The organism is Acidovorax sp., assembly GCF_046314175.1.
GTDB lineage: Bacteria > Pseudomonadota > Gammaproteobacteria > Burkholderiales > Burkholderiaceae_C > Acidovorax.
Genome location: NZ_JBKBXG010000002.1, coordinates 139323 through 158583 on the forward strand (window position 1 = coordinate 139323; position 19261 = coordinate 158583).

At 65.4% G+C, this 19261-nt stretch carries 17 protein-coding genes; 8 read left to right on the forward strand and 9 right to left on the reverse strand.

Going from position 1 to position 19261, the window contains the following annotated elements; translation table 11 throughout:
- Positions 1 to 4: 4 nt before the first annotated feature.
- Together ACK4OE_RS01395 and leuA are read right to left on the reverse strand one after the other, a co-directional pair.
- On the reverse strand, positions 5 to 526 hold the full coding sequence (locus ACK4OE_RS01395) for a C40 family peptidase (protein WP_409882517.1): 522 nt from the start codon (positions 524 to 526) through the stop codon (positions 5 to 7).
- A gap of 132 nt (positions 527 to 658) precedes the next feature.
- A complete protein-coding gene (gene leuA / locus ACK4OE_RS01400; RefSeq protein ID WP_409882518.1) occupies positions 659 to 2338 on the reverse strand; it encodes a 2-isopropylmalate synthase in 1680 nt (559 codons plus the stop codon).
- Between the two features lie 427 nt (positions 2339 to 2765).
- Here leuA and ACK4OE_RS01405 point away from each other — a divergent pair, with 427 nt between their 5' ends.
- Positions 2766 to 3131 (forward strand): YciI family protein, encoded by a 366-nt coding sequence (locus ACK4OE_RS01405; protein WP_409882519.1) that lies wholly within the window; start codon positions 2766 to 2768, stop codon positions 3129 to 3131.
- Positions 3132 to 3204: 73 nt separating this feature from the next.
- On the opposite strand, the gene ACK4OE_RS01410 is transcribed toward ACK4OE_RS01405, so the two are convergent.
- The 3 genes from ACK4OE_RS01410 to ACK4OE_RS01420 all read right to left on the reverse strand — a co-directional run bounded on the left by ACK4OE_RS01410 (position 3205) and on the right by ACK4OE_RS01420 (position 8951).
- Positions 3205 to 7206, reverse strand: a complete 4002-nt coding sequence (locus ACK4OE_RS01410; protein WP_409882520.1) for a WG repeat-containing protein — start codon at positions 7204 to 7206, stop codon at positions 3205 to 3207.
- Between the two features lie 289 nt (positions 7207 to 7495).
- A complete protein-coding gene (locus ACK4OE_RS01415; RefSeq protein WP_409882522.1) occupies positions 7496 to 8326 on the reverse strand; it encodes a hypothetical protein in 831 nt (276 codons plus the stop codon).
- 52 nt (positions 8327 to 8378) lie between these two features.
- The gene (locus ACK4OE_RS01420) at positions 8379 to 8951 is read right to left on the reverse strand and encodes a hypothetical protein (RefSeq protein WP_409882523.1); all 573 of its coding nucleotides are present in this window, start codon (positions 8949 to 8951) and stop codon (positions 8379 to 8381) included.
- Positions 8952 to 9226: 275 nt separating this feature from the next.
- On the opposite strand from ACK4OE_RS01420, the gene ACK4OE_RS01425 reads away from it, so the two are divergent.
- The 5 genes from ACK4OE_RS01425 (at position 9227) to ACK4OE_RS01445 (ending at position 12598) form a co-directional block, all read left to right on the forward strand.
- Positions 9227 to 9640: a YciI family protein gene (locus tag ACK4OE_RS01425; RefSeq protein ID WP_409882524.1), complete on the forward strand. Its 414-nt coding sequence runs from the start codon at positions 9227 to 9229 to the stop codon at positions 9638 to 9640.
- 36 nt (positions 9641 to 9676) lie between these two features.
- Positions 9677 to 10213 carry an SRPBCC family protein gene (locus tag ACK4OE_RS01430; protein WP_409882525.1) on the forward strand — a complete coding sequence of 179 codons (537 nt, stop codon included), beginning with the start codon at positions 9677 to 9679 and terminating at the stop codon, positions 10211 to 10213.
- Positions 10214 to 10277: 64 nt separating this feature from the next.
- Positions 10278 to 10685 (forward strand): VOC family protein, encoded by a 408-nt coding sequence (locus ACK4OE_RS01435; RefSeq protein WP_409882526.1) that lies wholly within the window; start codon positions 10278 to 10280, stop codon positions 10683 to 10685.
- 19 nt (positions 10686 to 10704) lie between these two features.
- Entirely contained in the window at positions 10705 to 12039 is a 1335-nt protein-coding gene (locus ACK4OE_RS01440; protein WP_409882527.1) for an RNA polymerase sigma factor, read from the forward strand.
- A gap of 31 nt (positions 12040 to 12070) precedes the next feature.
- Positions 12071 to 12598 carry a GFA family protein gene (locus ACK4OE_RS01445; protein WP_409882528.1) on the forward strand — a complete coding sequence of 176 codons (528 nt, stop codon included), beginning with the start codon at positions 12071 to 12073 and terminating at the stop codon, positions 12596 to 12598.
- 41 nt (positions 12599 to 12639) lie between these two features.
- Here ACK4OE_RS01445 and ACK4OE_RS01450 read toward each other — a convergent pair whose 3' ends face one another.
- The 4 genes from ACK4OE_RS01450 to ACK4OE_RS01465 form a co-directional block, all read right to left on the reverse strand.
- Positions 12640 to 13110, reverse strand: coding sequence for a reverse transcriptase-like protein (locus ACK4OE_RS01450; protein ID WP_409882529.1), 471 nt, complete (start codon positions 13108 to 13110; stop codon positions 12640 to 12642).
- Positions 13111 to 13113: 3 nt separating this feature from the next.
- Positions 13114 to 13374, reverse strand: a complete 261-nt coding sequence (locus ACK4OE_RS01455; RefSeq protein WP_409882530.1) for a DUF3297 family protein — start codon at positions 13372 to 13374, stop codon at positions 13114 to 13116.
- Between the two features lie 105 nt (positions 13375 to 13479).
- Positions 13480 to 14061 (reverse strand): NnrU family protein, encoded by a 582-nt coding sequence (locus tag ACK4OE_RS01460; RefSeq protein WP_409882531.1) that lies wholly within the window; start codon positions 14059 to 14061, stop codon positions 13480 to 13482.
- 183 nt (positions 14062 to 14244) lie between these two features.
- Positions 14245 to 14880, reverse strand: coding sequence for a PolC-type DNA polymerase III (locus ACK4OE_RS01465; RefSeq protein ID WP_409882532.1), 636 nt, complete (start codon positions 14878 to 14880; stop codon positions 14245 to 14247).
- Positions 14881 to 15232: 352 nt separating this feature from the next.
- Here ACK4OE_RS01465 and ACK4OE_RS01470 point away from each other — a divergent pair, with 352 nt between their 5' ends.
- Both ACK4OE_RS01470 and ACK4OE_RS01475 read left to right on the forward strand, forming a co-directional pair.
- The gene (locus tag ACK4OE_RS01470) at positions 15233 to 17488 is read left to right on the forward strand and encodes an IPTL-CTERM sorting domain-containing protein (RefSeq protein ID WP_409882533.1); all 2256 of its coding nucleotides are present in this window, start codon (positions 15233 to 15235) and stop codon (positions 17486 to 17488) included.
- A 223-nt stretch (positions 17489 to 17711) separates the two neighbouring features.
- Positions 17712 to 19261, forward strand: a 1550-nt coding sequence (locus tag ACK4OE_RS01475; RefSeq protein ID WP_409882534.1) for a hypothetical protein, incomplete at its 3' end; no start/stop codon positions are given.

The window sequence follows — 19261 nt, forward strand, 5'->3', positions numbered from 1 at the left end:
AGACTCAAGGCCTGCGGAATGCCGCGTTTTGCCGTGCCCAGTGGCGCGACTGCAAATGGTCCAGCCGCACCGTGCCGCCCGTGGACGGCGCGTGCACAAATCGCCCTTCCCCCACGTAGATGCCCGCATGGTTGGGCTGGCGACCGGTGCCAAAGACCACCAGATCGCCAGTGCGCAGCTCCTTGCCGTCGATCCGGTATCCCCAGTTGTTGAGTTGCGCCACCGTGCGTGGCGGCGGAGTGCCGACCTGGTTGCGGTACACATAGCCAATCAGCCCGCTGCAATCAAAACCCGACTCAGGTGTGTTGCCGCCGTAGCGGTACGGTGTGCCCACCAGTCCCAGTGCGTGAATGGCGATGTCGTGCGCCTGGTCCGCCGTCAGGGGCGGTGTGGTGCGGGTGGGGGCCGGGGCCGATGAAGACGACGACGACGAAGAGGGAGCTGGGGGCCGCGAGGTGCCGCAACCGCTCAGCACCAACAAGGCGGCGGTGCAGGCGGCAAAAGCCAGGCTGTGAAAAACGCGCATGGGCCGAAGGGTAACGGATGGGGCCCGGTGCATGCTTCTACACCGTTCCTGCTCTGGGGGTATTGGTCAAAAATGCTGCTAGCGCTTGTGTAATAAGCGCTAGCAGCTATCTTTTTTACAACACTTGTGGTGCTACACCGCCGCCGTTTCGGCAGCTGTCTGGCGCCGCAGCGCCAACCGGTTGGCCACACTCACAATAGCCTGCACCGACGCCGTCACGATGTTGTGGCTCGCGCCCGCACCAAAGGTGGAGCCCGCCACGCCGTCCATAGCCGCCTCCACAATCGCCAGCGCCTGGGCGTTGGCCCCAGTGCCGGTGGAGCGTTCTTCGTAGTGGTCCACGCGCAGCGGCAGGCCGAGAGCATCCACCGTGGCGGCAATCGGCCCGTTGCCCTGGCCGCGCAAATGCTGGCGTGTGCCGTCGATGGTCACGTCCAGCTCAATGCCCTGTCCGTCTTCATCGAGCTTGTGGCTGTGGCAGGTGATGGCCGCCTGGGCCGGGGCACGCAGGTAGGTGCGCTGGAACAGGTCCCACAGCGCCTCGCCGCTCATCTCGCCTTCGCTCGCGTCCGTCTGGCGCTGCACCACGGCGCTGAATTCGACCTGCATGCGGCGCGGCATCACCACGCCGTGTTCACGCTCCAGCAAAAACGCGATGCCGCCCTTGCCCGATTGGCTGTTCACGCGGATCACGCTGTCGTAGGTGCGGCCCAGGTCCGCCGGGTCGATGGGCAAATACGGCACTTCCCACAGCGCGTTCGGGTCCTGCGCGGCAAAGCCTTTTTTGATCGCGTCCTGGTGCGAGCCGGAGAACGCGGTGAACACCAGGTCGCCTGCATAGGGGTGGCGCGGGTGCACGGGCAGCGAGGTGCATTCCTCGGCAATGCGCGCCACCGAGGTGATGTCCGAAAAATCGAGGTTCGGGTGCACGCCCTGCGTGTACATGTTGAGCGCCAACGTCACGATGTCCACGTTGCCGCAGCGCTCGCCATTGCCAAAGAGGCAGCCTTCCACGCGGTCGGCGCCGGCCATCATCGCCAGCTCTGCTGCGGCCACGCCGGTGCCGCGGTCGTTGTGCGGGTGCACCGACAGCACGATGTGCTCGCGGGGGGCGAGGCGCCGGTCCATCCACTCGATCTGGTCGGCGAACACATTGGGCGTGGCGTTCTCCACCGTGGTGGGCAGGTTGATGATGATGGGGCGGCCGGGGCCGGCGTTCCAGGCCGCGATGGCCGTCTGGCAGGCCTTGAGCGACACGTCGAGTTCGGTGGCGCTGAAGGTTTCGGGCGAGTACTGCAGCGTCCACTGCGTGGCGGGCTGCGCGTCTGTGAGTTGCTTGAGGTAGCCCACGTGGTGCGCGATGAGCTGCATCACCTGCGTTACGTTCATGCCGAACACGATGCGCCGCCATGCGGGCGCGGTGGCGTTGTACAGGTGCACGATGGCGCGGGGCGCATCTTTCACTGCTTCGACAGTTCGAGCGATCAGGTCCTCGCGCGACTGGGTCATGACCATGATGGTCACGTCGTCGGGGATCAGGTCCTCGTCGATGAGGCGGCGCACGAAGTCAAAGTCGGTCTGCGATGCGGCCGGAAAGCCGACCTCGATCTCCTTGAAGCCGATGCGCACCAGCTCCTCAAAGAGCTTCATCTTGCGCTCGCCGTTCATCGGCTCGAACAGCGCCTGGTTGCCGTCGCGCAGGTCGGTGGAGAGCCACACCGGCGCGCGGGTGATGCTGCGGTTGGGCCACTGGCGGTCGGTGAGTGGGACCGGGGCGATGGGCTGGTACTTGGTAGCGGGCTTGGCAATCATGAGAGGCTCCACGAACGGTGTGCAGTGCGCGCAATGTGAGGCGTTGCACTGCAGGTCAAACGAAATGAAGAAGACAAAACGTGTGACATCCCCTGCAGCCCTTTGCATGTGCAAAGGCTGGTTCGCGGGCCGGGGTCAGGGGGAGATCAGGTGTTGCGCTGAGCGGATCAGGCAACGGTGGCGAACGCAGGCAGACCCCGGCCAAGCACTAGTAGGCTTAGCGATAGGGTGGGTAGGAGCATGCTGCGTTGCATAGGAGGCTGAAGATAGCACAGGCTTGCTGCAGTGCGCAATGATTTATGCAAAAAGTGCCTCTAGCGCTTGATGAATAAGCGCCAATAGCTATTAAATTTATAGTAATTTCTGCTGGTAGGATGGCGCTTTTCGCCGTGCCACCACCCCGTTCGCTTCACCAGGAGACCCTGTCATGCCCTACATGCTGCTCATCATGGAACCCCACGGACAGCGTGCTGAGCGGGGGCTGGTGGGTGGACAAGAGGGCTATGCGCGCATGCTGCAGTTTGGTGACGGGCTCAAGGCCCGCGGCTTGCTGCGTGCCACCGAATCGCTGGCCTCCACCGACCAGGCCGTGCGCCTGCAGGTGCGCGAGGGCCAGGCCCGGCTGGTCGATGGCCCGTTTGCCGAGACGAAAGAAATGGTGGGCGGATTCTTTCTGCTGGACTGTGCCACGCGTGACGAGGCGCTGGCCATCGCCCGCGACTGCCCGGCCGCCGAGTGGGCCACCATCGAGGTGCGCGAAGTGGCGCCCTGCTATCACGGCGCGGTCGACTGACTCACCCCGGTGAGGACGTGCAAAGGGCGGAAGGGCAAGAGGGAAGGAGGGCCGCTCAGCCCTCGCCCTGCGCTTACTGGCCCAGCCGCGCGGCGTAGACGCGGCCAATGCGCGCGTACAGCCATCGCCAGCCAAACGCATACGCCACCACCAGCATCGCGGCCGCTGCCAGCGCGGGCGCGTGCGGCGTAGACAGTGCAAATCTCCACGCCCAGTACGCGTCGGCAAAACCCATCAGCGCAAATGTGCCCAGCCCCACCCAGGGGCCTTCGGCGCGCCAAGCGCCCACTGACACAAAAGCATGCGCCACCAGCGCTGCCACGCCCAGCAGCCAGTGCAGCGCCAGGGCTATCACGGGCCGCTGCTCCAGCCAGCCCGCCGGGCCCCACAGCGTGGGCGGGGTCTGCGACTTGGCGCCCAGCGCTGTCTGCACCATCCATGCCGCCATCACGCCCTTGTGCTTCAGTCTGCTGGTGGCGCTGGCATGGCGTTGCTGGGTCGATTTCAGCAGTTGGCGCATCAGCCATCCGTTCGCAGTGCGGCCTGTACTGCGGCCCGAGTCAGCGTCGTCGTCGTCTTCATCGCGTGGCAGGCGGGCTTCGGCATCCTTGGCTTCATCCAACAGCGCCGCGGGCACCAGCTCGATGGCGCTTGGGCTGCGGCGGATGGCGTGCGCGCACACCGCCGCCGTGCGCAGCGCCTCGGGCACGTGGCGCAGGTGCCAGCCGTTGTCCTGCACATGGGCAATGCAGGCTTCTTCGCTCAGCATGTCGGCGGGCACCTGGGCAAACTCCTTCACCCCTTGACGCACGGCGGTGGCATAGCGGGCGGGGGTCATCAGGCGCTTGGGCACAAACTCCACGGCGGATTCGTCAGCCGCCAGCGCGGCGCCCGCCATGGCGTGCGTGATGCGTTCGCGCGGGATGTCGGCCAGCGTGCGCGGGTGGGTCTGCAATTGCTCCAGCAGCGCGTCGTCGTCCGCCGCAGCGACCTGGCGCTCGGCCAGCTCCTGCAGCCATTGCGTGTCTTCGGCATCGTCCCACTGCGCGGTGTAGGGCGACTGCAGCGACAGCACGGTGGATGCCTCCAGCGCTGCCTCGCGTTCGCGGCCCAACGCGCGGTAGGCGCTGGCAAGCACGTAGTGCGGGTGCTGCGCGTAGCGCACCTGATCAAGCGCTAGCGTGGCATCGGCAATGGCGCCGTTCCAGTCGGCTACCCATAAACGCGCCCAAGCGCGCTGCGCGTGCCAGTGGCTGCCTTCGCGCGGCTCGCCATCGCGGCGGGCCTGGGCCAGGTCGTCGTCAATCAGCCGGGTGGTCACCTCGGCGCGCAGTGGCGCGGGCACGGCGGGCAGCATGTTCCATTGCTCTTGCAGCGCGGCCACGCAAACGTCCACGCTGCGCAGGGGCTCGGGGATCTTTTCCAGCGACATGCCGTTGGTGTGCACCGAGGCCAGGCACAGCGCTGGCGTCAGCATGTCGGGCGGAATTTCTTCAATCAGGCAGCCGTAGTCATGGCGCACCGCGCGCTCGGCCAGTGCGGGGGTGATTTTGCTTTTGTCGATGTAGCTGATGTTGTAGATGTCGGCCTGCAGCGCGGCCTGTTCCACCGCCTCGGTGCGCAGCCAGTGGGCCAGGTCCTTGAGTGGGGCTTCGGCGCGCACGGCTTTCAGGGCCAGCGCGGGGGTGAGCAGACAGCCCCACACGTCGTACAGGCTGTTGTGGTCCCACTTTGTCGGGATCTGGCTGCGGCTTTCGTCGCGCCAGTCCCAATCGCGGTCGCCCGCGTACAGCGACCGTGCCAGGGCCAGCCCTTCGGTGGTCATGCACTGGGGCGGAATATTGGCCGCCTCGCGCGCGCCCCGGCGGATCAGCGCCGCAAGCCGCTCGGGCGTATGCCAGGCGGGCGGCACATGGGCCAGAGCCTCCACGTTTGCAGCCAGCGCGGCGTCCACCATGGCTTCGTCCAGCCACGGGGCTGGGACGTGGGCAATGGCGTAGCGGTCTGCGCGCACGGCTTCCATCCACTCTTCGCGGGTCTGGGGCGTGGGCCGTTCGGTACCCGGTGCGGGGTCGGGCGCAACACCGTCTTCGGGGTCGGTTTGCGGTATGGGCTGGGGCGCTGATGCAGCAAATCCGTTGCGGCCACCCGCTGCACTCGCCTGGCGGCGCGCACGCTGTGCCATTTCCAGCGCGTCCACGCTGGGCGCGGCCATCAGCCACAGCTCCCACCACACGTCGCCGTCGCCCGCGTCTGAGTGTTTGTACAGCGTAAGCCACTGCTCGCGCGACTCGTGCAGCGCCCCGCTGTCGCCTGGCAAGGGCTTGGCCAGCGCCACGGGCCAGCCCTGGGTGTAGTCGCCCTGCAGGTGCCCGGGGGCGGCGTGCTCGGGGTTGGGGTCGGGCGTGCCAAAGCGCACGCTCAGGCGCTGCAGCAGCGCAGCGCGCGTGGTGTCCACCACCTGGTTGAGTTCGGTGCACAAAAATTCGTAGGGCCCGTTGTGCGACTCACTGAGGTAGGCGCGCATGATGCGGCGCACGACCACCGTGCGGCGGGCCTGCACCTGCTCAGGGTCGGCACTGTCGTCGTCCTCTTCATCGTCGTCCCCATCCGAGTCGCCCCCCTCATCAGGCGCCAGGGTGTCGCCTGCGGCCAGGTGGTGCAGACGGGTCTCGGCGTCTGCCAGCAGTTGGGCGGCCAGCGGCACGATGCCGTCCAGCGTGGACAGGCCGCCCTGCAGGTGGTCGGTGGCGGGAGCATTAAAAAACGGCCCCGGCGGCCAGCAGTCTTCACGCACGGCGCTGCGCCACAGGGGCTCGTCGCGGGCGTCCAGCAGCGCCACCTGCTGGCCGTCGTAGTGGGCGCGCCAGACCACGGTGCCCTCGCCATCGATGTAGGCCAGCTGTCCGTCGCGGGTCAAAAACGGCACCAGCGGCGTGCCGGTCTGCGGGCCTACCAGCCAGCCGTCGAGGTTGGTCAGTGGCTCCAGCATGTGGTCGGGCGCGGGGACCCAGCGGCCGTCCGGGTGCAGCAAGCCCCAGGCGCCTGCGGGCGCATCCGGGGCAGGCGCAGCTCGGCCCGAGGACGCAGCCGCTGTGCGCACCACGGCAAAACCGGCCTGCGGGAAAAAGTGCGAGCCGAAGCTCAGCCGCGGCCCTGCCACGGCCTCCCCTTGCGCGTTGAGGTAACGGGTGCCCGCATAGCAGTTCGCCGCTATGCCACAGGCCATGTAGGGCGACAGATGCCGACCGCCTTTGACCACCACCTTGCCGCGCACATCCAGGTAGCCGTGGCCGTTGTCCCAGGCGTTGGTCTCGTCAAAATACGCCAGGCCCTGGGTGTTGAAGGCCTCGATGCGCGGGTAGCGCGGCTCCAGCACCCACTGCCCGCGTGCGTCGATGAGCCCAAAACGCTCGCCGTCCAACGACGCTGCCGTGACAGGCGCATCGCCAAAGGGCAGTACCCGCCGAAAGCGCGGCTCGATCACCCACTGCCCTGTGGAATTCACAAACCCCTGCAGGCGCTGGTTGCTGCTTTTGTTCCATAGCGTGGCGCGTGCCAGGCCGTTGCCACTGAATACGCTGATGTCGTGAAAGAAGCCGGGGCAGGTAAAGCGCCCCTCGCGGTCGATGATGCGCCAGCCCACCTGGTCCGGGTGGCGTGCCGCCAAGTCCTCGTCGCCCACCAGCACTGCGCTGAGGCCGTTGCGAAACGGACGCGCGTCGGCAAAGGCAGGTGCAATCACCACCGTGCCCGCCACGTCCACAAACCCCCAACGCCCGGCCTGGCAAAAGCGGCCCAGGCCTTCGTCCGAAAAGCTGCGGGTGTTCTGCAACGTGGGCGGCACGCGCCAGTGCCCCTCGCCGTCCACATAGCCCCAGCGGCCGTCATCTGCCTGTGCGGCGCCCACCCAGCCCCCCTGGCCATCTGGGTCAAAGCGCAGCAGCCCGCGCAGACCTTCAGGCGGCACTATGGCCCGCCCGGGGTGGACGATGACATGCGCCGTTTGCTGGTGGCGAGCGTCGAGTGGAATGTGGGCTAGCCACGGGGCCTGCGGATTGTTCTCGTTGTGCATCGGTTGTACGGTTCCCTCTGCGCGGCATGCTAGCGACGCAGCTGCCGGTTGCCCGTAACGATTTGCACACGGTGCAAATGTCCCACACATCGCGGCGCACGGGCCGCATCTTTTCAGTGAAAACCCTTATCCCGAGCCAATGGGTTCGCTGGGTTGGTGAAACCCCAGCCAGCGTGAAGGGTACGTCGACCCACACAGAACAAGCCCACATCTGCGGCGAAGTCCTGGGTCTTCGTTACCGAGGGCTTGGTGCGCACAGCAGCCGAGGCTGCCGGGCAAACCCACGCAGTCAGTCCTTCTTTTTGAGCCGCACGTGCGTGTAGAAGTCGTTGCCTGCAGCGATGGCAAACAGCCTGAATTCAGGCCCAGGCGAGCTGGCACCTTTTGACCTCCAGGCAAACAGGCCAGTTGGCGAGGGATCGAGGGGCAAGGCTTCACTGGCAACGTCTATCGCGCTCTGGATAAATTGCGTGTAATCGGCTCGCTTGGGGTGTGTTCCATTGTTCGCAATGGCCAGCGAGTCGCTGATGTTGCGCACGATCCCGGCCTCCAGATTCGGGTATCGGTTGAAACCATGAAACTGGACTGAGCCCCGGTCATCGGCCATGATGATGTCGCCAAGGCCTGTGGCGCCCTTGGCCATGAACTCTTCAGGCTTGTCGCTGTTCAGCCGGTTGGCGATGACGCGGCGCATCCATTGCATGCCCTTCTTCACGTCCGCCGCCGTTGCGCTTCCCATGCGTTCGGGCGATGGGCTTTCTGCCAGAAGCAGGCGCACTAGCATTCCCAGCTCAGTATCGATGGGCGGCAACGCAATGGCTGCCTCCACGTTGATCGTGATGGCCGATGGAGAAACCGACAGCGCTGGCCCTTGGGCTGATGCAACGGCCATACGTGCCGAGCCTGCCTGTTTGGCTACGAACTCGAACTGCCAGCTGTCGGCTCGCGCGGTGTGTTTGGTGTCGTTTAAAGCCACGATGTGCTTCTGGTCCACCCTGGCCTGTAAAACGTTGACTTTGGGGATTCCCTCGAGCTTGAGCCTGAGGGTGTTGCCTTCCACCAGCGTGATCGCGCTGGGAGCAAGCATGTTGCTGGTGTATTTGAGAGGTGCGCTCGGCACAGTTCTGTCCTTTTGCTGAATTCCGGTGGGCTCCTCTTCAGAGGGCTTGTTCTCAGAGGGCTTTTTTTGTGGCGGGTTTGATGGTCACGGTATGGCCGGTTTTTTTGCAGGCGCCCACGATGTGGTCCACCCAGGCGCGGTCTACAAGGAAGGTGCTGCCAGCGATCTGCGCTGGAGATTCGACGACGTCGGTGGCCAGGTTGACCGACTTCGCCAGCGCCTCGGACCGCCCCAGGGACACCGCGTCATCTCCGGTGGCAGCGCTGCCAGCGCTGTTCAGAATCTCCCCGCCCTCGTGCCAGATCATCCAGATGCTGGCCGTGTCACCGTCCAACCCCGCTCTCGGTGCCTGTTTGACAAAGCAGAAATGGTTTGTGCGACGTGCGTAGCGGCTGCCACGCACTTCATCTTTGGTACGCAGGTACGCCCGCAGAACGGCGGGAGAGTTGACCTCGGCCATCGACGGGCGAGAGAACGCTGGTGCGGGCGGACGGGTATCGGTCGTGGGCTTATTGGTAAGGGGCGGTTCGGCGGGTGTTGCCGTACCGGCGCCTGCAACGCTGCAGGCTACCAAGCAGGCTGTGGCCAGCCAGGCTCTCGCACCAGCGGATTTGAGGTGATTCATGGGGGTATGGGCGGTACGGGAAGGGGAGCGGAGACCTGAGGGGGCGGATTATCTGGGCCAGCCTGGGCGCAATCACTGCGATTGCAATGTCTTACGCACGCAACCGTGCGAGCCCGTTGCGAGGGCGGCGGCAAAAAACATGGCCTCAGTGACCAGTGTTTACCCTGAATTTGAGTAGGCGATGTCGAAAAGCTGGCGGCCCGTTCGTCGTACAGGCAAAGGCACTCAATTCGGGCGCTTTTGTTTATCCGCTATTCGTTTTTTGGAGAACCCCCATGCGATTCATGATCATCGTCAAAGCTACGGCCGAATCCGAGCAAGGCTGCATGCCCACCGCTCCCCTCATGGCCGAGATGGCCCGCTACCACGAGGAACTCGCCCATGCGGGCGTGCTGCTGGACGGCAGCGGTCTCAAACCCACCTCACAAGGCTGGCGCGTGCGCTACAGCGGTAGTGGCCGCACCGTGACCGACGGGCCGTTTACCGAAACCAAGGAACTCATCGCGGGCTACACCCTGATCCAGGTGCGCAGCCGCGATGAAGCGCTGGAATGGACGCGCCGTTTCCCTAACCCGCGCGGCGAGGGGCTGGACGCCGAGATCGAAGTGCGCCAGCTGTTCGAGATGGAGGACTTTGCGGGCGTCGAAGGGGTGGAGAATTTTCGCGACCTCGAAGCCATGCGCGGGTGATCGCCGCATTCATTTGACGGTTGAGGACACACCACCATGATCAAGACCATTGCTCTCGTGCTGCTGGCGGCGCTGGGGCTCTTCCTGGCCTTTGCCGCCACCCGGCCCGACACCTTTCGCGTAGAACGCAGCCGCGTCATCTCCGCCCCGCCCGAGCGCGTGTACGGGCTCATCCACGACCTGCGCCAGTTCAACACCTGGAACCCGTACGAACGCAAAGACCCCGCCGCCAAGGGCCAGTACAGCGCCACCACCACAGGCCCTGGGGCGCGCTATGCGTGGCAGGGCAACAAGGTGGGCACCGGCAGCATGGAAATTGTGGACGCCACGGCACCGGCGCGGGTGGCGATGAAGCTTGACTTTGTGGCCCCGTTTGAAGCCCACAACCAGGTGGAATTCACGCTGCAGCCTGAAGGCGCAGGCGCCACGCGCGTCACCTGGGCCATGCACGGCCCGGTGCCGTATCTCGCCAAGATCGCGCACCTGGCTTTCAACATGGACCGCATGGTGGGGCAGGACTTTGAAGACGGGCTGGCCAATCTGCAGACCGTGGCGCAAAAGCCAGCAGACTGAGCCGCAACGTCTTTTGCCAAACCCCGGTTTTCCCTTTACCGTTTCACCCCTTCAGGAGCTTTCCATGCACAAGCAAATCTTCGTGAACCTGCCCATCGAGAACATGGCCCGGTCGCAGGCGTTCTTTCGGGCGCTGGGCTATGACTTCAATCCCGATTTCACCAACGACCAGGGCGCCTGCCTGGTGGTGGGTGAGAACCTGTTCGTGATGCTGCTGGTCAAGGACTTCTACCAAACCTTCACCAGCAAAGCGATTGCCGATGCACGCACCATGTCGGAGGTGCTGGTCTGCTTCTCGTGTGACAGCCGCGAAGAGGTCGATGCGCTGGTGGCCAAGGCTGTGGCCGCAGGCGGCATCACGCTGCGCCCGGCGCAGGACCTGGGCTTCATGTACTCGCAGTCGTTTGACGACCTGGACGGCCACGCCTGGGAGTTTGTGCACATGCAAGACGCCAGCAAGGCCCTGGGCTGAGAAGCACCGACTGAACTCTGTGAACGCCGCTGCCCTGCCTGACCGCGATGCCTTGCACCGCACCATCGACTCGGTGTGGCGCATCGAGGCCGCGCGCATCATCGCCAGCGTGGCGCGCATGACGCGTGATGTGGGCCGCGCCGAAGAGCTGGCGCAGGACGCGCTGGTGGCGGCGCTGGAGCACTGGCCCGCCACCGGCCTGCCCGCCAACCCGGCCGCGTGGCTGATGACCACGGCCAAGCGCCGCGCCATCGACCACCTGCGCCAGCGGGCGCTGCACACGCGCGAGAACGAGGCGCTGGGCCGCGACCTGGATGCGCTCGAAGCCCAGTACGCCCCCGACGTGGTGGACACCCTCATGGATGCGCAGCAGGACGACATTGGCGACGATTTGCTGCGCCTCATCTTCACCGCCTGTCACCCCGTGCTGCCCACCGAGGCGCGCGTGGCCCTCACGCTGCGGCTGTTGGGTGGCCTCACCACCGCCGAGATCGCGCGGGCCTTTCTGGTGCCCGAGCCCACCATTGCCCAGCGCATCGTGCGAGCCAAACGCAGCCTGTCGGCCGCCCACGTGCCGTTTGAAGTGCCGGGTACGCCCGAGCGTGCCCCGCGACTGGGCTCGGTTCTGGAGGTGATTTACCTCATCTTCAACGAAGGCTACGCCGCCACTGCAGGCGACGACTGGATGCGCCCCGCGCTGTGCGGCGAGGCTCAGCGCCTGGTGCGCGTGCTGGCCAGCCTGGTGCCGGACGAGCCCGAGGTGCAGGGACTGGTGGCGCTGCTCGAAATCCAGGCCTCGCGCCTGCCCGCACGCACCAACGCGCAGGGCCAGCCCGTGCTGCTGATGGACCAGGACCGCGCGCGGTGGGACCACCTGCTGGTGCGCCGGGGGCTGGCCGCCCTCGACAAGGCCGAGCAGCTGGCGCGCGCAGGCCATGCCTGGGGGCCCTATGCGCTGCAGGGTGCGATTGCGGCCTGCCATGCGCGCGCGCACCGCGCACAAGACACCGACTGGCACCACATCGTGGCGCTGTACGACGCGCTGCTGCAGGTGGCGCCCTCCCCCGTGGTGGCGCTCAACCGCGCTGTGGCTGTGGGCATGGCCCTGGGGCCTCAAGCGGCGCTGGCCCTGGTGGACGAACTAGCGGCAGAACCCAGCCTGCACCAGTACCACTGGCTGCCCAGTGTGCGCGGCGATCTGCTGGCCAAGCTGGGGCGCCAGAGCGAAGCCCGCGCGGAGTTGGAACGGGCCGCAGGCATGACGCGCAACGCGCAAGAAAAGGCACTGCTGCATACAAGAGCGGCAGCACTGGGCGATACCGCTGGCGCAACGGCTGTGCTGTCGCCAAAATGATTCGACACCTCTCCATCAACGTCCATCGACCATGCCAAACCCTGAACTGGATTTTCCGCTCGAAGGCGGCTGCGCCTGCCGCCATGTGCGCTATCGCATGGAGACGGCGCCCCTGTTTGTGCACTGCTGCCACTGCCGCTGGTGCCAGCGCGAAAGCGGTGCGTCGTTTGCACTGAACGCCATGATCGAAGCGGACCGGGTGAGCTCGGTGACGGGTACGGTGGAGCTGGTCGACACCCCTTCAGAAAGCGGCTTTGGCCAGAAGGTGGCGCGCTGCCCGCATTGCCGGGTGGCGCTGTGGAGCCACTATGCGGGCGCGGGGCCGCTGGTGGCGTTTGTGCGTGTGGGCACGCTCGATGCGCCCGACCAACTGCCGCCCGATGTGCACATCTTCACCGCGTCCAAACAGCCCTGGGTGGTGCTGCCCCCCGGCACGCCCGCAGTGCCCGAGTTTTACGACCGCGAAGCTCTGTGGCCGGCCGCCAGCCTGGCGCGGCGGCAGAACCTGTGGCCGCGCATTGCGGCGTACCGGGCAGCGATGGGGCTCGATCCCGCGTAATTCTGTGCGATCCTGTGGAATCGCGCTGTGCCGCGTTGTCCCTAACGACGCTTTCTGATGACCTGACCGGATGGAAGGGCCCCTTTGGGCGCCAGACCCAGCGCGGCACGCGCCAGCGCATCGGCCGCCCCATTGCGGTGGCGGGGAACCCATTGCAGGTCCACCTGTGCAAACCGCTGCAGCACACGGCGCGCCTCGTCAAACAGCGGTGCCAGCCGCGCGATGGGAGCCACGGCTTGTGCGCCCAGTTGCTCCACCAGCACGCTGCTGTCGCTGACCACCTGCACGGTGGATGCCGTCGCCACCACCTGGGTTTCCAGCCACTGCAGCGCTCGCAGCAGCGCGAGCAGTTCGGCCTCGTTGTTGCAGCCGGTGAAGTTGGTCGCTTCGGAGATACGGTGTTGCACCGAGCCGTCAGGCCCCACCAGCACCGCGCCCAGCCCCATGCGCCCGGGGTTGGGCACCGCACTGCCGTCGCAATAGACCAGCCAGTGGGCGGGTTCAGCGGCCACGCGTTATTTGTAGAAAGCCTCGACCTTGCCCTTGAGCTTGATCATCAGCGGCTGGCCCTTGCGGTCCACCGTCTTGCCCGCTGGCACCTTCACCCAGCCTTCGCTGACGCAGTATTCCTCGACATCGCTGCGGTCCTTGCCGTTGAAGCGGATGCCAATGTCGTGCTTGAACACCTCGGCCACATGGTGTGGGCTGCGCGGGTCCACCGACAGGTGGTCAGGCAGGGGTGGAGGGGTGATGGTGGATGTGGTCGCGTCGGTCATGCAGAAGGCTCTTTGTCAGAAAGACAGGGGGGTGAAACAGCAAAAAACAGAAAAAGGAAAGCGCGGATTCTCCGGGATTTGCTCCCGCAGCACTCCGCCAAGTCCCTACCGCCCCATGGGCGCCACGCCGATCAGCCAGGCATGGGCCCAGAACGCAAAGGCCACCCAGGCCACAGCGCCCACAACTACAGCTGCAACCGTTCCTGCAGCAGTGCCCGGTGCGTAGACGGTGTTCTGCGCCCGGTCGCGCTGGCGCGCAGCCCGAAAGCTCAGCACCGCCCACAGCAAAAAGCTGCCAAACAGCACCACGTCAGCCAGGTTGCCGTTGGACAGCAAATGCGCCAGCGCCCACACCTTTACGCCCAGCACCATGGGGTGGTGCAGCCGGGCCTTGATGGCATTGCGCGGCACATAGGTGGCGGCCAGCAGCACAAACGCAATCAACGTGAGCAGCGCCGCAGCATGCCGCATGCCGATGGGTGGCACCCACAACACCACCGGCTGCTGCCGCGCCAGGCCATAGCCCCAAATGATGAGCGCCAGGCCCACGGCCGACACCAGCGAATACAACCCCTTCCACGACATCTCGCCCATGCGCGCCAAGGTCTGCGTGCGCCAGCCATCGGCCACGATGCGCACCGAGTGCACGCCCAGAAACAGCACCAATCCAAGAACGAGAAACAACATGGCAAAGCCTTTCATCGGGGGTCGTGATGTGCGTATTGTTTTGGCAGCTGCTCGATAGGGTTCCCACACAGTGCCAGCCGCGAGTATGCCGGGATTCTGCAGAAAATATGAGTCAAAAGTGCCTCTAGCGCTTATCTATCAAGCGCTAGTAGCTATATTTTTGGTAGTAACCGGCGACTCGGCTCAGAGACCAACAGCGCAGTGCTCTGTCACCACCGCATGCTGCGCCAGCAGCGCCCCCACCTTGGGCTTGGCGCAGCGCTGCAGCGTTTGCAGCAGCGCATAGCTCGGCTCGGCCACACGCCAGCGAGTGCGCAGGTCGTGCTGCATGCGCGCCAGCAGCGCGGCTGCCATCTCAGCATCGGCCAACGCGCGGTGGGCCTGGCCCGTGCGCGGCAGGCCGTGGTAGTCCACCAGCGTACCCAACTTGTGGCTGGGCGCCTGCGGGTACAGCCGCCGCGACAACAGCACCGTGCACGCAAACGGGTGGGGTGCGGGCAGGTCGGCGTGCGCCAGCTCGGCCTGCCAGAACTTGCTGTCGAACGATGCGTTGTGCGCCACCATGGGCGCGTTGCCCACAAAACGCGCGGCGTCCTGCATTACTTGCCCCGCATCGGGCGCAGCGTTGACCATCGCGTTGGTGATGCCAGTGAGCTGGGTGATGAAGGACGGAATCCACACCCCGGTTTTCATCAGGCTCTGGAACCGGTCCACCACCTGGCCTTTTTCGAGCAGCACGATCGCCACCTCGGTCGCACGCGCGCCCTGGCCGGGCGAGATGCCGGTGGTTTCAAAGTCGATGACGGCGATGGGAGGCATGGGGTGGCTGGAAGGTGGCTGGAAGGCGACAGGGAGTCAGGGGCCAGTATCGCCGGTCAGCGTGTGCTGCCCGCGGCGCTGCAGTCACAGGGCACAGGTCAGGAGCACGTATCGGCTGTTCGGTCAAAGCCTCCACTCCTGTCCACGAATCGCAGCAACGGCCGGGCCAGCGCTCTTTTTTTTGATGACGATGTGGTTAAGTTCTGTTACAACCCCCGCGACTTCACCGAAGCCACGACGTGTGGGCGTGCGACCCGCGTCGATCTGCGCACATCCTCCAGAGGCCAGCGCGGCCCTCCGCCTCGGTGCTGGTAGACAAATCCACCGTACACGTACAGTACCGCCTCTCGCCATGCACGCTCAACCTGCTCTTCTGTCTGTTTACCCCCTGATTCGACGCGCACTGCCCATAGCCGCATGGGCGGCAGCCCTGCTGGGCAGTGCTGCGCATGCAGCCATCACCGTCACGCCCACCAGCGTCTCGGCAGGCATGGCCACACTCACGCTCAACTCCTCCAGTGCTGGCACGGGATCTTGGGTGCTGCTGCAGTCCGGCAGCTGCGGCAGTGCAGCCCAAACCCAGGCTGGATTGGACGGCGCAGGCGCTGCTGCATACAGCAAGGGCAGCCTGGCACTGGCTGCCAACACCAACAGCGACTACACCGTGCGCCGCCTGGTGCAGTCGCAGGCCTACACCGTGTGCGCCACCAACGGCACAGACACGGCCAGTGCCAGCTTCACGACCCAAGCCATGACGGCCTACAACAACCCTGCTTGGGAAGCGGTAGGCACGGCGGGGTTTTCTGCGGCCGGTGCGAATTTCCAGTCCCTGGCGTTCGCCCCCGACGGCACGCCCTATGTGGCGTACCAGGATTACGGCAACAGTCTTAAGACCACGGTGACGCGCTTCAACGGAACGGCCTGGCAAGTGGTGGGCACGACGGGGTTTTCTGCGGGCGATGCGTTGTTCCAGTCCCTGGCGTTCGCCCCTGACGGCACGCCCTATGTGGCGTACCGGGATCGCGGCAACGGCCGCAAGACCACGGTGATGCGCTTTGACGGAACGGCCTGGCAGGTGGTGGGCACGGCGGGGTTTTCTGCGGGCGATGCGCAGTACCAGTCCCTGGCGTTCGCCCCCGACGGCGCGCCCTATGTGGCGGACTCGGGTTCCGGCAATGGCCGCAAGACCACGGTGATGCGCTTTGACGGAACTGCCTGGGAAGCGGTGGGCACGGCGGGGTTTTCTGCGGGCGAAGGGTCTTACCAGTCACTGGCGTTCGCCCCCGACGGTACGCCCTATGTTGCGTACCAGGATGCCAGCAACATCTCCATGACCACGGTGATGCGCTGGAACGGAACTGCCTGGCAAGTGGTGGGCACGGCGGGTTTTACTGCGGGCTTTGCGGATTACCAGTCCCTGGCGTTCGCCCCCGACGGCACGCCCTATGTGGCGTACATGGATGGCGGTAACGGCTTTGGGACGACGGTGATGCGCTTTGACGGAGCGACCTGGGAGACGGTGGGCACGGCGGGGTTTTCAGCGGGCGATGCGGTTTACCAGTCCCTGGCGTTCGCCCCCGACGGCACGCCCTATGTGGCGTACACGGATAATGGTAACGGCAGCAAGATCACGGTGATGCGCTTCAACGGAACTGCTTGGCAAGCGGTGGGCACGGCGGGGTTTTCTGCGGGCGTGGCGACTTTCCATTCCCTGGCGTTCGCCCCCGACGGCACGCCCTATGTGGCGTATCGGGATAACGGCAACAGCAGTAAGACCACGGTGATGCGTCTGATAGGTACGGCATCTGCCCCCACAGGCCTTGCCGCCGTTGCAGGCAATGGCGCAGTGACCCTGTCCTGGACAGCCCCAGCGAGCAACGGCGGCAGCCCCATCCAGAGCTATGCCGTCACCGGTACCCCCGCAGGCGGCGGAGCCACCGTAAGCTGCCCCGCCACAGCCCCCGCCACCACCTGCACGGTCCCTGGGCTGACCAATGGCTTGGCCTACACCTTCACCGTCACCGCCACCAACGCAGCGGGCACCAGCAGCGCCTCCACATCGGCAACGGCCACTCCCCAGTGGAGCCAGTCTGGCATGACCCTGCCGGGCGGCGGCAGCGCCGATGTGCAAGTGGGCGCCCCAGCGGGCTGCACCATCGCGAACGCGCAGTTCGGCACCACCGTGCCAGCAGGCGCCCCCGCGGGTGCCAGCATCCCCCTGGGCGTATTGAGCTTCACCGCCAGCGGCGCAGGCTGCAACAACGCCACCCTGTCGGTGCGCGTGGACTACCCGGCGGGCAGCCTGAGCGGACTGCAACCGTACAAATACGGTCCCGCCACGGGCGGCGCAGCATTCACCTGGTTCCCGCACGGCACGATCACGGGAGACACGGTGACCTACAGCGTCACAGACAACGGAGTGGGAGACAACAGCCTCACGCCGGGCGTCATTGAAGACCCCTTCGCACCCGTCTTGCTGGCGCTAGGGCCAGGGGGAGCCACAGCGATTCCCACGATGAGCGAATGGGGGCTGATCGTGCTGTCGCTTCTGGCAGCGGCAGTGGGTGCGGCAGGGGTGGGCGGCATGCGCCGCCGGGCTTTGGGCTGAAGAAAGCGCCAGCGGCACCCGGTCAAACCCCCAGCCCCCTGTCTGGGAGTTGCAACAGCGGCCGGGCCAACGGTCATTTCGCTTGTGTGGGGGCGTTAAATTCTGTTACAAACTCGCGCCTACGCTGAGGCAACCATCTGTGCCCATCCTGCAGATGGGTAAGCCGCGTTGTCCTCTGCCTCGGAACCGGTAAAAAGTCCTTCCTACAGGGCCGCCCCTCGCCATGCACTCTCAACCTGCTCTTTTGTCTGCGCAGTTGCCTGCGTTTCTAACTGCCGCTGGCAGTGTTTCATTCTTTGAAACCCTGGCGCGCATGCTGCAAGTGTGGCGCTCCAAGCCCTGGAGGCTGTTGTGGGTCACCTTGTTGGCGCTGGTGCTGTTGCTGCTGTGGGCGCCCCAGCCCGCAGCGGCGCAAAGCGTGCTCGATGGGTTTGACCCCAATGCCAACGATGTGGTCTTGAGCGTAGTGGTGCAGACCGATGGAAAAGTGTTGCTGGGAGGGGGGTTCACCCTTTTGGGGAGCCAGACGCGCAACCGCATAGCCCGGCTCAACGCCGATGGCTCGGTGGATACCAGCTTTGACCCGAATGCTGACGGCGCAGTCAACACGCTGGCCTTGCAGCCAGACGGCAAGATCCTGGTGGGTGGCAACTTCACCAGCATTGGTGGGCAATCACGCAACAACATTGCCCGGCTCCATGCCAACGGCACGCTCGACACCACGTTCGACCCCGGTATGGGGGCAGATGCCCCCGTCCAGAGCCTTGCGGTGCAGTCCGACGGCAGGGTGGTGATCGGTGGTGATTTCAGAGAATTGCGCGGGCAAACCCGCAATTTCATTGCGCGACTGAATGCCAATGGCACGCTGGACACCGCATTCAACCCCGGAGCCAACGACCCGGTTTACAGCCTGGTGGTGCAGCCGGATGGCAAGGTGCTGGCAGGGGGATTTTTCAGCAACATGGGCGGAGCGCCGCGCAACTATGTGGCCCGGCTCAATGCCGATGGCACGCTCGATGCCACCTTTTCTGCCAGTCCTGATGATGTAGTCCGCAGCCTGGCCGTGCTGGCGGACGGCAAGGTGTTGATGGGGGGCTCCTTCAATTCGGTGGATGGCCAAACACGCCGAAATATCGCGCGGCTGAACGCAGACGGCACGCTGGACACCGCCTTCCAGAATTTGGAGGGCGACAACGATGTCCTTAGCCTGGCTGTTCAGCCCGATGGCAAAGTGCTGGTGGGCGGGCGTTTTAGCACCCTGGGCGGTCAACCACGCAACAACGTAGCGCGCATCAACGCGGATGGCACGGTCGATACAGGCTTTGACATCGGGGCGGATGGCGCTACGGTCTTTAGCGTGGCTGTGCAGCCCGATGGCAGGGCGCTGGTCGCAGGTGAGTTCGCCACCGTCGGCGGGCAGGCGCGCAACCGCATCGCCCGGCTCAACGCCGATGGCACGCTGGATGCGGGCTTCAATCCGAATGCCAACCATTCTGTCTTTAGCGTGGCAGTGCAGCCCGATGGCAAAGTGCTGGTGGGGGGGCACTTCACCACCCTGGCCGGGCAACCGCGCAACCGCATCGCTCGGCTCAACGCCGATGGCACGCTGGATGCGGCCTTCAATCCGGATGCCAACAATGCTGCCTTCAGCCTGGCAGTGCAGCCCGATGGCAAGGTGTTGGTGGGGGGCTCTTTCACCAGCGTGGGCGGGCAAATGCGCAACCGCATCGCCCGGCTCAACGCCGATGGCACGCTGGATGCGGATTTCAATCC

Coding starts and splice junctions, on each gene's coding strand:
- ACK4OE_RS01395 (WP_409882517.1), bottom strand. CDS start 526: ATGCGCGTTTTTCACAGCCTGGCTTTTGCCGCCTGCACCGCCGCCTTG.
- leuA (WP_409882518.1), bottom strand. CDS start 2,338: ATGATTGCCAAGCCCGCTACCAAGTACCAGCCCATCGCCCCGGTCCCA.
- ACK4OE_RS01405 (WP_409882519.1), top strand. CDS start 2,766: ATGCCCTACATGCTGCTCATCATGGAACCCCACGGACAGCGTGCTGAG.
- ACK4OE_RS01410 (WP_409882520.1), bottom strand. CDS start 7,206: ATGCACAACGAGAACAATCCGCAGGCCCCGTGGCTAGCCCACATTCCA.
- ACK4OE_RS01420 (WP_409882523.1), bottom strand. CDS start 8,951: ATGAATCACCTCAAATCCGCTGGTGCGAGAGCCTGGCTGGCCACAGCC.
- ACK4OE_RS01425 (WP_409882524.1), top strand. CDS start 9,227: ATGCGATTCATGATCATCGTCAAAGCTACGGCCGAATCCGAGCAAGGC.
- ACK4OE_RS01430 (WP_409882525.1), top strand. CDS start 9,677: ATGATCAAGACCATTGCTCTCGTGCTGCTGGCGGCGCTGGGGCTCTTC.
- ACK4OE_RS01435 (WP_409882526.1), top strand. CDS start 10,278: ATGCACAAGCAAATCTTCGTGAACCTGCCCATCGAGAACATGGCCCGG.
- ACK4OE_RS01445 (WP_409882528.1), top strand. CDS start 12,071: ATGCCAAACCCTGAACTGGATTTTCCGCTCGAAGGCGGCTGCGCCTGC.
- ACK4OE_RS01455 (WP_409882530.1), bottom strand. CDS start 13,374: ATGACCGACGCGACCACATCCACCATCACCCCTCCACCCCTGCCTGAC.
- ACK4OE_RS01460 (WP_409882531.1), bottom strand. CDS start 14,061: ATGTTGTTTCTCGTTCTTGGATTGGTGCTGTTTCTGGGCGTGCACTCG.
- ACK4OE_RS01465 (WP_409882532.1), bottom strand. CDS start 14,880: ATGCCTCCCATCGCCGTCATCGACTTTGAAACCACCGGCATCTCGCCC.
- ACK4OE_RS01470 (WP_409882533.1), top strand. CDS start 15,233: ATGCACGCTCAACCTGCTCTTCTGTCTGTTTACCCCCTGATTCGACGC.